Origin of the sequence: Nocardioides sp. NPDC047086, assembly GCF_040643685.1 — a bacterium.
Classification (GTDB): Bacteria; Actinomycetota; Actinomycetes; order Propionibacteriales; family Nocardioidaceae; genus Nocardioides.
Window position 1 is genome coordinate 43060 of the sequence record NZ_JBEYUV010000039.1, and the last position, 11371, is coordinate 54430.

Annotated in this window: 11 protein-coding genes; 8 read left to right on the top strand and 3 right to left on the bottom strand. The window is 69.3% G+C overall.

Annotated elements, in window-relative coordinates; genetic code table 11:
* Nucleotides 1-15: 15 nt before the first annotated feature.
* Entirely contained in the window at nucleotides 16-1041 is a 1026-nt protein-coding gene (gene ilvC, locus ABZ796_RS23135; RefSeq protein WP_160024591.1) for a ketol-acid reductoisomerase, read from the top strand.
* 202 nt (nucleotides 1042-1243) lie between these two features.
* On the opposite strand, the gene ABZ796_RS23140 is transcribed toward ilvC, so the two are convergent.
* Nucleotides 1244-2062: an ABC transporter permease gene (locus ABZ796_RS23140; protein ID WP_357340107.1), complete on the bottom strand. Its 819-nt coding sequence runs from the start codon at nucleotides 2060-2062 to the stop codon at nucleotides 1244-1246.
* Nucleotides 2059-2976 (bottom strand): ATP-binding cassette domain-containing protein, encoded by a 918-nt coding sequence (locus ABZ796_RS23145; protein WP_357340109.1) that lies wholly within the window; start codon nucleotides 2974-2976, stop codon nucleotides 2059-2061. Before ABZ796_RS23145 ends, ABZ796_RS23140 begins: the two co-directional genes overlap by 4 nt.
* A gap of 159 nt (nucleotides 2977-3135) precedes the next feature.
* Between ABZ796_RS23145 and ABZ796_RS23150 the strand changes: the two genes are divergently transcribed.
* From ABZ796_RS23150 to efeB, 4 genes are all read left to right on the top strand, one after another.
* The gene (locus ABZ796_RS23150) at nucleotides 3136-3837 is read left to right on the top strand and encodes a DsbA family oxidoreductase (RefSeq protein WP_357340111.1); all 702 of its coding nucleotides are present in this window, start codon (nucleotides 3136-3138) and stop codon (nucleotides 3835-3837) included.
* A gap of 61 nt (nucleotides 3838-3898) precedes the next feature.
* On the top strand, nucleotides 3899-5443 hold the full coding sequence (efeU, locus tag ABZ796_RS23155; RefSeq protein ID WP_357340113.1) for an iron uptake transporter permease EfeU: 1545 nt from the start codon (nucleotides 3899-3901) through the stop codon (nucleotides 5441-5443).
* Entirely contained in the window at nucleotides 5433-6638 is a 1206-nt protein-coding gene (gene efeO / locus ABZ796_RS23160; RefSeq protein WP_357340115.1) for an iron uptake system protein EfeO, read from the top strand. The genes efeU and efeO overlap by 11 nt, the downstream gene beginning before the upstream one ends.
* Entirely contained in the window at nucleotides 6638-7888 is a 1251-nt protein-coding gene (gene efeB, locus ABZ796_RS23165) for an iron uptake transporter deferrochelatase/peroxidase subunit (protein ID WP_357340117.1), read from the top strand. The genes efeO and efeB overlap by 1 nt, the downstream gene beginning before the upstream one ends.
* Before the next feature lie 111 nt (nucleotides 7889-7999).
* Here the strand turns inward: efeB and ABZ796_RS23170 are convergent, their stop codons facing one another.
* Complete coding sequence (locus ABZ796_RS23170; protein WP_357340118.1) at nucleotides 8000-8569, bottom strand: class I SAM-dependent methyltransferase; 570 nt, start codon at nucleotides 8567-8569, stop codon at nucleotides 8000-8002.
* 266 nt (nucleotides 8570-8835) lie between these two features.
* Here ABZ796_RS23170 and ABZ796_RS23175 point away from each other — a divergent pair, with 266 nt between their 5' ends.
* The 3 genes from ABZ796_RS23175 to ABZ796_RS23185 all read left to right on the top strand — a co-directional run bounded on the left by ABZ796_RS23175 (nucleotide 8836) and on the right by ABZ796_RS23185 (nucleotide 11269).
* Nucleotides 8836-9006 carry a hypothetical protein gene (locus ABZ796_RS23175; RefSeq protein ID WP_357340119.1) on the top strand — a complete coding sequence of 57 codons (171 nt, stop codon included), beginning with the start codon at nucleotides 8836-8838 and terminating at the stop codon, nucleotides 9004-9006.
* Between the two features lie 9 nt (nucleotides 9007-9015).
* A complete protein-coding gene (locus tag ABZ796_RS23180) occupies nucleotides 9016-10071 on the top strand; it encodes a 3-isopropylmalate dehydrogenase (protein ID WP_357340121.1) in 1056 nt (351 codons plus the stop codon).
* 112 nt (nucleotides 10072-10183) lie between these two features.
* On the top strand, nucleotides 10184-11269 hold the full coding sequence (locus ABZ796_RS23185; RefSeq protein ID WP_357340122.1) for a branched-chain amino acid aminotransferase: 1086 nt from the start codon (nucleotides 10184-10186) through the stop codon (nucleotides 11267-11269).
* Nucleotides 11270-11371: the final 102 nt, after the last annotated feature.

Below are 11371 nucleotides of genomic sequence, written 5' to 3' on the forward strand. Positions count from 1 at the left end.
AAAGGAGAAGCCCTCGTGGCTGAGATTTTCTACGACGACGACGCCGACCTCGCGCTGATCCAGGCGAAGAAGGTTGCCGTCATCGGCTACGGCAGCCAGGGCCACGCCCACGCGCTCAACCTGCGTGACTCCGGTGTGGACGTGCGCATCGGCCTGCAGCCCGGCTCGAAGTCGACCCCGAAGGCCGAGGAGGAGGGCTTCAAGGTCCTCGCGCCGGCCGACGCCGCCGCCGAGGCCGACGTGATCGTCATCCTCGCCCCCGACCAGCACCAGCGCGGTCTCTACAACGACCAGCTCGCGCCCCACGTGACCGCCGGCAAGACCCTCGTCTTCGGCCACGGCTTCAACGTGCGCTTCGGCTACATCAAGGCGCCCGAGGGCGTCGACGTGATCCTGGTCGCCCCGAAGGCCCCGGGCCACACGGTGCGTCGTGAGTACGTCGCCGGCCGCGGCATCCCGGACATCATCGCCGTCGAGCAGGACGCCTCCGGCTCCGCGTGGGACCTCGCGAAGTCGTACGCCAAGGGCATCGGTGGCACCCGCGCCGGTGTCATCAAGACGACCTTCACCGAGGAGACCGAGACCGATCTCTTCGGCGAGCAGGCCGTGCTCTGCGGCGGCGTGTCCCACCTGGTCCAGGCCGGGTTCGAGACGCTGACCGAGGCCGGCTACCAGCCCGAGATCGCCTACTTCGAGGTGCTCCACGAGCTCAAGCTCATCGTGGACCTGATGTGGGAGGGCGGCATCGCCAAGCAGCGCTGGTCGATCTCCGACACCGCTGAGTACGGCGACTACGTCTCCGGCCCGCGCGTCATCGGCCCGCAGGTCAAGGAGACCATGCAGCAGGTGCTCGCCGAGATCCAGGACGGCTCCTTCGCCGCCCGCTTCATCGCCGACCAGGACAACGGTGCCGCCGAGTTCCAGAAGCTGCGCGAGGAGGAGGCCGGTCACCCGATCGAGGCCACCGGCAAGGCCCTGCGCGCCCACTTCTCGTGGAGCCAGTCCGACGACGACTACACCGAGGGGAGCGCAGCGAGGTAACGAGCTCGCGAGCGCCAGCGAGCGTTGGCTCGTTCGCCGAGCAAGCGACCCAGCGGCCCGAAGGGTCGCTCGGGCAGCGCCGCCCGCTGATCCCCTCGGTTTGTGCCGAGTCGGCGCGAACTGACGGAAAATCCCGCCGAGTCGGCGCGTTATAACGCGCCGACTCGGCGGGATTTCTGGTTTTTTGCGCCGACTCGGCGGGTTACTTGACCTCGGACTTGAGGACCAGGCGGAGGCCGATCAGCATCGGGACGACCAGCCAGATCAGGCCGGCGACGGCCAGCTGGGCCCACATCTTGTCGGTCATCTCGGAGTAGAGGTTCATGGTCGCCCAGTTGAGGTCGAACCAGGTGGCGTGCTCGGCCCACCAGGTGTTCGTCGAGGCGAGCGCCGAGGAGACGCCGGGGAGGACGAGGGCGTAGACGAAGTACGCCACGATCGCGGCCGGCGAGCTGCGGAAGACCGTTCCGAGCATGAAGCCCATGAACATGCCGATCTCGCTGGCCAGGGTCACCTGGGCGAGCTCGGTGAAGGAGATGTTCCACACCGGGTCGAGATCCATGACCGCTGCCACGCCGAGGTAGCCGAGCGCTCCGACGGCCGCCGCGACCGCGATGGCGACCACGCCCACGACGGCGGTGACCAGCGCCTTCGCGGCGATGACGCGGCCGCGGCCGGGGACCAGGGTGAAGGTGGTCAGGGCGCTGCGGGCGCTCCACTCGCTGGTGACCGCGAGCACCGCGATCATCGGCAGGACCACCGACATCGGCATACCCCAGGCACTGGCGAAGCCCTCGTAGTCGAGGTTGTCGGAGTCGACGAAGATGATCGTCACCGCGGTCGCGGCCAGGGAGAGCACGACCAGGCTGGCCATCAGCCAGAACCCCGAGCGGGTGTCGAACATCTTGCGCAGCTCGATGCCGGCGATCCGGCCGAAGGGGATCGGAGCGGGCACGGCCCGTTCGCGGCGGCGTACGGCAGCCGGGTTGACCGGCTCCGGGGCGATGGTCGTGGTGGTCATGCTGCTTCTCTTTCCGGGGTCTGGAGGTGGTCGCGCTGGGTCTCGGCGGTGAGCTGGAGGAACATCTCCTCCAGGCCGGCGCCGTCGGCGGTGCGGAGCTCGCTCAGCACCAGCCCGGCGTCGAAGGCGATCTGGCCGACGGTGGTGAGGTCGGCATCGCTACGGACGGCGCCCTCGGTGGTGATCTCGGCGGTGTGGCCGGCCCGCTGGAGCGCCCGGCCGAGCGAGGTGGGATCGCTGGAACGGGCGTACGTCTCGCCGCTGTTGAGCAGCTCCTGCTTGGTGCCCTGCGCCACGATGCGGCCGTTGCCGATGACCACGATGTCGTCGGCGATCACCTCGATCTCGTGCAGCAGGTGCGAGGAGAGCAGCACGGTGCCGCCGTCGTCGGCGAAGCCGCGCAGCAGGTCGCGCATCCAGCGGATGCCGGCCGGGTCGAGGCCGTTGGCCGGCTCGTCGAGGATCAGCACCTCGGGGTCCCCGATCAGAGCCGTCGCGATCCCGAGCCGCTGCCGCATCCCGAGGGAGTAGTTGCGTACGCGACGCCCGGCCTCCTCCTCGGTCAGGCTGACCCGATCGAGGGTCTCGGCGACGCTGGCCTTCGGCAGCCCCATGGTGCGGGCGGCCAGGGTGAGGATCTCGCGGCCGGTGCGCCCACCGTGCTGGGCGGAGGCGTCCAGCAGCACCCCGACCTCGCGACCGGGGTTGGGCAGCTGGGAGAAGTGGCGGCCGAGGAGGTGCGCGCTGCCGGAGGACGGATCGGTGAGTCCGACCAGGATCCGCATGGTCGTGGATTTACCGGCGCCGTTGGGGCCGAGGAAGCCGGTCACCCGGCCGGGCTCGGCGGTGAAGGTCACGTTGTCGACGGCCGTGAACCTGCCGTACCTCTTGGAGAGGGCATCGATCTGGATCATGCTCCGAGCCTCGCCCGAGACGGCCCCCGCGCGCGTCCGGCAGACCCCTGGAAGATCCCTGGTGGGTTCCTGGCGCTTCCCCTGATCTCCCCTGAGACCATCTCGGGGTAGATCGGTCCGTTGCGGAATGTTTCGTACCGAACCAAACGTTCCGATGGCATGCGTATTGATGTCTGGTCCGACGTTGTCTGCCCCTGGTGCTACATCGGCAAGCGCCATCTCGAGGAAGCCCTGGAGCGCTTCGAGCACAGCGACGACGTCGAGATCGTCTACCACTCCTTCGAGCTCGACCCGAGCGCGCCGCAGGTGCCGGTCGAGACCACGGTCGAGGCTCTGGCGAAGAAGTTCGGCGCCTCCGTCGACCAGGCCCGCGAGCTGATGAAGCAGGCCAACGTGCCTGCCGCCGCGGCCGGGCTCGAGTTCCGTCACGAGGACACCCCGCACGCGCGCACCATCGACGCCCACCGGCTGCTCCACCTGGCCAAGGCCGAGGGCAAGCAGGCGGTGCTCAAGGAGGAGCTGCTCGCGGCGTACTTCACCCGTGGTGAGTCGATGGGCGACCACGCCGTCCTGAAGCAGGCCGCGGTGAACGTCGGTCTCGACGCCGGCCGGGTGGACGAGGTGCTCGCGAGCGACGAGTTCGCCGGCGACGTACAGGCCGACATCGACCAGGCCCGCGCCTACGGCGCGACCGGGGTGCCGTTCTACGTCGTGGAAGGAAAGTACGGCGTCTCCGGCGCCCAGCCGGCCGACCTGTTCAGCCAGCTCCTGGAGAAGGTGCACGCCGAGACCAAGCCCGCGCTCACGCTCCTCGGCGACGGCAACGGCGACGCCTGCGGTCCGGACGGCTGCGCGATCTGACCCGAGACAAATCTCGGTCCCGGGGTACAAGGTGAGGCTTGCCTAACGTTACGCTGCGATCATGCTGCCAACGTTCGTCATCGGCCTGCGCGAGGGACTCGAGGCCGCGCTGATCGTGTCGATCATCGCCACCTTCCTGCGCCGCAACGGCGCCCCGCTGCGCGGGCTGTGGGTCGGTGTCGGAGCCGGCATCGGGCTCAGCATCGCCGTCGGGGTCGCGCTGCGGCTCCTCGAGCAGGCGCTGCCGCAGCGGCAGCAGGAGATGCTCGAGTGCGTGATCGGCGTGATCGCCATCGTCTTCGTGACGGGGATGATCCGCTGGATGCACTCTCACGCCCGCACGCTGAAGGGCGAGCTCGAGCAGGCGGCCGCCGCGGCGCTGGGCGCGGGCACGATGACCGCAATGGCGCTGATGGGCTTCCTGGCAGTGCTGCGTGAGGGCTTCGAGACCTCGGTGTTCCTGCTCGCCACGATCCAGAACGCCACCAGTGCGCCCGCCGCGATCCTCGGCGCCCTGCTCGGGCTGGCCATCGCGATCGGGCTCGGCTGGGGGATCTACGCCGGTGGCCTACGCCTCAACCTGAAGATGTTCTTCCAGGTCACGGGTGTGTTCCTGGTCTTCGTCGCGGCCGGTCTGGTGATGTTCGCGCTGCGCACCGGACACGAGGCGGGCTGGGTCACGGTCGGCCAGGGCCGCACCGTCGACCTGTCCTGGCTGATCCCCAACGGCTCGGTGCGCTCGGCGGTGATCACCGGGATCCTCGGTGTCCCCGCCGACCCGAGGGTGATCGAGGTGTTCGGCTGGCTCGCCTACCTGGTGCCGATGCTCGCGATGCTCCTCCTGCCCGCCCGCCTGCGTCCGGGCACCGTGCTCGCGCGTCGGCTGCGGATCGGCGGCGCCGTCGCGGCCGTGGCCGGCGCCGCCGCGCTCTTCGTCCTCGTCCCGCTGCCGAGCGTCGAGGTGCCTCGCGAGGCACCGCTGGCGGACGGACGTACGGCGGCGCTGGCCGTCTCCGGCGACCGCGCGACCTTGACCGCGGACAGCGAGAAGATCGAGCTCGGCAACCCCACCGGCCACACCGGCAACGCCGACACCGCCTGGCACGCGGAGGGCTCCGGCGACCTGCCGGCCACCCTCACCGCGCAGGAGCTGCTGACCCACACCGACAACCGGGTCCCGGTCGGCCTCAACCTCGCCACCGCTCCGGGCCCGTACCAGGCGCGCTGGACCGACACCACCCGTCACACGGTGCTGAGCCGTGACGGCGGTCTGGTCGACGTACGCACCACCGGCAGGCTCCTGCTCACGATCGAAGGCGGCGGGCTGACCTCGCCGCGCACGTTCACCGTCGACGGCGCCGCGCCGCAGGTCGAGGAGACCTACGCGAAGAACCTGTCCGCGGAGATCGCCGAGGCGGACCGCGCCGCCCACGACCGGCTGCTGTGGAAGCACTGGGTGCCGGTCGCCCTCATCGTCCTCGCCGGGCTGCTGCTGTGGCAGGCCCTGCGCAGACCCGGCCGCGCCACCGAGCCGCGTGCCGTCAACGACTCCGGCCGCGAAGGGCGCCAGGAGCCATCAGTGAAAGGTCCGACCCATGTCGCGTAAGGCGATCTCCGTTGCAGCACTCACCGCGCTGGCCCTGACCGGCCTCGCTGCCTGTGGCAGCGAAACCGACGACTCGGCGGTGCCGACGAAGAAGGGCGCGAGCCAGGTCGCGGTGAAGCTGGTCAGTGGCTCCGACGGTGATGTCTGCGAGCTCGACACCGACACCGCCGCAGCGGGGCCGGTGACCTTCACGGTCACCAACGAGTCGGCCGCCGGGGTCACCGAGGTCGAGCTGATGGACGGCCAGAAGATCCTCGGCGAGAAGGAGAACCTCGCCCCGGGCCTGCCCGGCGCCTCCTTCACGCTCACCCTCGGTGGTGGCGACTACGAGATCTACTGCCCGGGTGCCTCCGAGGAGCGGGTTCCCTTCGAGGTCACCGGAGAGGCCGCGGCCGAGCCGACGGGCGACGCCGCCGAGCTGCTCGCCTCCGGGGCCGAGGACTACACCACCTACGTGCGCACCCAGATCGACGCGATGGTCGTCGGTGTCCAGGAGCTGCAGAAGGCCGTCGACTCCGGCGACGTCGCCGCCGCGCAGAAGGCCTACGCCGACGCCCGTCCCTTTTACGAGAAGATCGAGTCCGACGTCGAGGGCTTCGTGATGCAGGGCTTCGACCCCACCGACAACAAGGGCAACCTCGACTACCTGATCGACATGCGCGCCTCCAACCTCGACGAGGCGGTCGGCTGGAGCGGCTTCCACGCCGTCGAGCGCGACCTGTTCGAGGCGAAGAAGATCACCGACCAGACCAAGAAGTACGCCGCCGACCTGGTCACCAACGTCACCAAGCTCGCCGAGGTCGGCAAGACCCTGGAGTTCAAGCCCGAGGACCTCGCCAACGGTGCCGCCGCGCTGCTGGAGGAGGTCCAGTCGGGCAAGATCACCGGCGAGGAGGAGGCCTACAGCCACATCGACCTGGTCGACTTCGCCAACAACGTCGAGGGCGCCCAGCAGGCCTACGCCGCGCTGCGCCCGGGCCTGGAGAAGATCGACGCCGAGCTGGTCAAGACGATCGACGACCGCTTCACCGCGGTGACCGACGACCTCGCGGGCTACCAGGACCCGAAGGCCCTGGGCGGCTACCGGGCCTACACCGCCGAGCTGAAGGCCTCCGACGGCAAGAAGCTGTCGGCGACCGTGCAGTCCCTGCAGGACGTGCTCGGCCGGCTGGCGGAGAAGGCAGCGACGGCCTGATGGCCACCGAGGGCAAGGGCCTCTCTCGGCGCCGGCTCCTCGCCGGCGCCGGGGGAGGAGCCGCGGCCGGGGCGGCGGTCGGCTTCCTCGGCGGCCGCGCCGTCTCGCCCGCCGAGGCCTCGGCCTCCGACGGGCTCGACCTCTCCAAGGCGTACGACTTCTACACCGGCGACCACCAGGTCGGCATCGCCACGCCGCCGCAGCGGCACCTGGTCTTCATGTCCCTCGACGTCGTCGAGGGCACCACCGCCGAGGAGCTGAAGGTGCTCTTCGCGCGCTGGTCGGCGGCCATGGCGACGATGATGAAGGGCAACCCGGTCGGCTCCGTCGAGCCGACGCGCAGCAACGGCGTACCGCAGGACACGGGGGAGGCGTACGACCTCTCGCCGGCCTCGCTGACCATCACCCTCGGGCTCGGGCCCGGCCTCTTCGACGACCGCTTCGGGCTGGCCGGACGTGGCCCGAAGCTGCTCGCCGAGATCCCGCGGCTGCCCTCGGACGAACTCGATCCCGAGCTGTGCGGTGGCGATCTCGCCCTGCAGGCCTGCGCCGACGACCCGCAGGTGGCCTACCACGCCATCCGTGACCTGATCCGGATCGGACGCGGCCTGGTCACCACCCGCTGGACGGTGCTCGGCTTCGGTCGCGCCTCCGCGGGCAAGGGCCAGAAGACGCCGCGCAACCTGATGGGCCTCAAGGACGGCACCCGCAACATCAAGTCTGAGGAGGAGCTCGACGAGTTCGTCTGGGTCGCCGATGCGGACGAGCCGGCGTGGATGCGGGGTGGCAGCTATCTGGTCACCCGCAAGATCAACATGGACATCGAGGTGTGGGACGGCACGACCATCGACACCCAGCACGTCACCATCGGCCGCGACAAGGCCGAGGGTGCGCCGCTGGGCGGCACGAAGGAGTTCGACACCCCGGACTTCGAGGCCGTACGCGACGGCAAGCCGGTCATCGACCCCACCTCCCACGTTGCGCTGGCGGCCTCGGAGAACAACGGGGGAGCCAAGATCCTCCGCCGCGGCTACAACTTCACCGACGGGCTCAACTCGCTCGGTCAGCTCGACGCAGGGCTCTTCTTCATCGCCTTCATGAAGGACCCCGCGACCTTCGTCGAGCTGCAGCGCAAGCTCGGCCGCGTCGATCTGCTCAACGAGTACATCGCCCACGTCGGGTCGGCGATCTTCGCCGTCCCGCGCGCGCCGAAGTCGGGGCACTTCCTGGCGCAGGAGCTCTTCGGCTGACGTACGGGTGCATGTTCGTCTAGGTATGCAGCCGAACCCTCACTTCCCTAGTGGAGCTCCGCACGGGAAGTGCAGGTTGACCTGCATACCTAGACGAACATCCCGGCAGGCTCAGCGCTTGGTGGCGAGCAGGACGCTGGTGTCGGGGGCGACCATGACCTCGACGGTGGTGAAGCGCTCGTCGGTGAGCCAGGACTCGCGCAGACTGTCGACGCGGCCGTAGACGATCGGCGGCCACAGGTCGGTGGGGATGAGGTCGTCGATGACGACGATGCCGCCCTCCTCGACGAGGTCGGAGAGCTGGTCGGGGGAGACCCCGCCGGGGGTCTCGGCGTCCAGGAAGAGCAGCGCGAACGGGCCGCGGTCGCGGAGGGTGCCCCAGTCGGCGGCGATCACCTCGACCTGCCCGTCGTCGGCGAAGATCTCGGCCGCCTCCTTGGCGAGATGCTCGTCGAGCTCGGCGGAGACGATGTGGGCGGCGTCGCCGCGTACGCCGCTGCGCAGCCAGGCGGTGCCGACCCCGCATCCGGTGCCGAACTCGGCCATGGTGCCGCTTCGGGTCGCAGCCAGGGTCGCCAGCAGCCGTCCGGTCTCGTTGCGGCAGAACGACACATAGCCCGCGCGACGGGAGACGTCGAAGGCGCGGGTCACGATGTCTGGCAGCTCTGGAGGTGCGCTCACAGGACCAGTGTTCCCGATGTCCGGGCGACATACCCGCATCTGTGTCTCGGATGTCGGACCTTTGGTCCAGATTCGATGACGTGAGGGACATCTCGGGTTACCGTCAGTTCACCATGCGGAGCATTTTTCTCGTACTCGAGTGCCGCGACGGGGCCCGGCGGTAACGACCGCAGGAGAAGCCACCTCGTCGCGGTGGCTTCCGTCTTCTAAAGACCCCGGCTTCTCTCCCACACCCTCTGTTTCCCTGATGTGTGAAGGAAGAAGCCATGTACGCGATGTACCCCGAGAGCCCCGCCGATTTCAACAAGTGGGGCCGTGAGTGGGGCCCGGCGAGCCACGACCCCGACAACCCGCACAGCGTCGAGAACACCATCGCCGCGGTCCAGCAGGCGCTCGACCTGCGGGACAACGGCGGCCAGCTGCCCGACGACAACTAGTCTCGCCGTATGTCTACGACCAACCTCGCAGTGATCCCCGGCGACGGCATCGGACCGGAGGTGACCGCCGAGGCCCTCAAGGTGCTCGAGATCGTCTCTCCGGTGAAGTTCGAGCAGACCCGATACGACCTCGGCGCCGAGCGCTACCTCGCCACCGGTGAGGTGCTTCCGGAGTCCGTTCTCGCCGAGATCAAGGAGCAGGACGCGATCCTGCTCGGCGCGGTCGGCGGCAAGCCCAACGACCCGAACCTGCCTCCGGGCATCCTCGAGCGCGGGCTGCTGCTCAAGCTGCGTTTCGAGCTCGACCACTACGTCAACCTGCGCCCGTCGCGGCTCTTCCCGGGGGCGACCTCCCCGCTGTCGGCCGACGTGCTGGGCAAGGGCGAGATCGACTTCGTGGTCGTGCGCGAGGGCACCGAGGGCCTCTACACCGGCAACGGTGGCGCGATGCGGGTCGGAACCCCGCACGAGGTCGCCACCGAGACCTCGGTCAACACCGCCTACGGCGTGGAGCGGGTCGTTCGCGACGCCTTCGCCCGTGCGCAGGCGCGTCCGCGCAAGAAGCTGACGCTGGTCCACAAGACCAACGTGCTCGTCAACGCCGGCTCGCTGTGGTGGCGGATCACCCAGCAGGTCGCCGAGGAGTTCCCCGACGTCACCGTGGACTACCTCCACATCGACGCGGTGATGATCTTCCTCGCCACCGACCCGTCGCGTTTCGACGTGATCGTCACCGACAACATCTTCGGCGACATCATCACCGACCTCGCCGCCGCCATCACCGGCGGCATCGGCCTGGCCGCCTCCGGCAACATCAACTCCTCTCGCGAGTTCCCCTCGATGTTCGAGCCCGTCCACGGCTCCGCCCCCGACATCGCCGGCCAGCAGAAGGCGGACCCCACCGCGGCCATCCTGTCCGGGGCCCTTCTGCTCGAGCACCTCGGCCACCCCGAGGCTGCCGCCGTCATCGACGCCGCCGTGCTCGCCGACCTCTCCGAGCGCGGTTCGCAGCCACGTACGACCTCCGAGGTCGGCGACGCGATCGCCGCCCGCGTAGCCGGCTAGACGCTCAACCCCGAAGGGGCCGGGCGCAGAGATTCTGCGCCCGGCCCTTCGTCTGTCCTCATCACTTACCCCGCCCGCATTAGTACGGCACTCGCAGAACAGGACTAATCTCATGGTCATGGAGATCAGCACCACATTGTCGACCCAACCGGCCACCGACAAGCAGCTCGCGGAGGTCCTGGCGAACCCAGGCTTCGGCAACCATTTCACCGATCACATGCTCACCGTCGAGTGGACGCCCGAACAGGGCTGGCACAACGGTCGCATCGAGGCGTACGCACCGCTCAGCCTGGACCCGTCGGCAGCCGTGCTGCACTACGCCCAGGAGATCTTCGAGGGGATGAAGGCCTACCGGCACGCCGACGGCTCGATCTGGTCGTTCCGGCCCGAGGCCAACGCCGCCCGGATGGCCCGCTCCAGCGAGCGGCTCGCGCTGCCGGTCCTCGAGATCGAGGACTTCGTGCAGACCGTCTTCGACCTGGTCAAGGTCGATCAGCGCTGGGTGCCGGAGGCATCCGAGAGCGATGAGAAGAGCCTCTACCTGCGGCCCTTCATGTTCGCCTCGGAGTCGTTCCTCGGCGTGCGCCCGGCCCAGCACGTGACGTACATGGTCATCGCCTCGCCCGCCGGCTCCTACTTCAAGGGCGGCGTGAAGCCCGTGCGGATCTGGCTCACCGAGGACTACACCCGCGCCGGCCGCGGGGGCATGGGCGCGGCCAAGACCGGCGGCAACTACGCCTCCTCCCTGGTCGCCCAGGCCGAGGCCTCGGCCAAGGGCTGCGACCAGGTGGTGTTCCTGGACGCTCAGGAGGGCAAGTACGTCGAGGAGCTCGGCGGCATGAACCTCTACTTCGTCCACGCCGACGGCCGGATCGTCACCCCCGAGACCGGCACGATCCTCGAGGGGATCACCCGCGCCTCCATCATCGAGCTCGCCGGCAAGCTCGGCTACACCGTCGAGGAGCGCAAGTTCGCCATCGACGAGTGGAAGGCCGGCGTCGAGTCCGGCGAGATCACCGAGGTCTTCGCCTGCGGCACCGCCGCGGTCGTCACCCCGGTCGGTGAGCTCGTCCACAGCGGCGGCTCCATCGCCTCCGCCGGCGAGGGCGAGGTCTGGAAGACCATCCGCAAGCAGCTCGTCGACATCCAGTTCGGTCGCGCCGAGGACACCTTCGGCTGGATGCGCAAGATCGTCTGACCCCGGCGGCCGAAGCGTCACCCGCGTCGGCCGAGGCGTCAGGTACGCAGGTCGAAGCGTCACTCCGGTCGGCCGAGGTGGCACCGCGGTGCCACCTCGGCC

What these genes read in the sequence shown, in the direction of transcription:
- ABZ796_RS23145 (WP_357340109.1), bottom strand. Translation starts at nt 2,976, where the DNA reads ATGATCCAGATCGATGCCCTCTCCAAGAGGTACGGCAGGTTCACGGCC.
- ABZ796_RS23175 (WP_357340119.1), top strand. Translation starts at nt 8,836, where the DNA reads ATGTACGCGATGTACCCCGAGAGCCCCGCCGATTTCAACAAGTGGGGC.
- efeO (WP_357340115.1), top strand. Translation starts at nt 5,433, where the DNA reads ATGTCGCGTAAGGCGATCTCCGTTGCAGCACTCACCGCGCTGGCCCTG.
- efeU (WP_357340113.1), top strand. Translation starts at nt 3,899, where the DNA reads ATGCTGCCAACGTTCGTCATCGGCCTGCGCGAGGGACTCGAGGCCGCG.
- ABZ796_RS23185 (WP_357340122.1), top strand. Translation starts at nt 10,184, where the DNA reads ATGGTCATGGAGATCAGCACCACATTGTCGACCCAACCGGCCACCGAC.
- ABZ796_RS23140 (WP_357340107.1), bottom strand. Translation starts at nt 2,062, where the DNA reads ATGACCACCACGACCATCGCCCCGGAGCCGGTCAACCCGGCTGCCGTA.
- ABZ796_RS23180 (WP_357340121.1), top strand. Translation starts at nt 9,016, where the DNA reads ATGTCTACGACCAACCTCGCAGTGATCCCCGGCGACGGCATCGGACCG.
- ABZ796_RS23150 (WP_357340111.1), top strand. Translation starts at nt 3,136, where the DNA reads ATGCGTATTGATGTCTGGTCCGACGTTGTCTGCCCCTGGTGCTACATC.
- efeB (WP_357340117.1), top strand. Translation starts at nt 6,638, where the DNA reads ATGGCCACCGAGGGCAAGGGCCTCTCTCGGCGCCGGCTCCTCGCCGGC.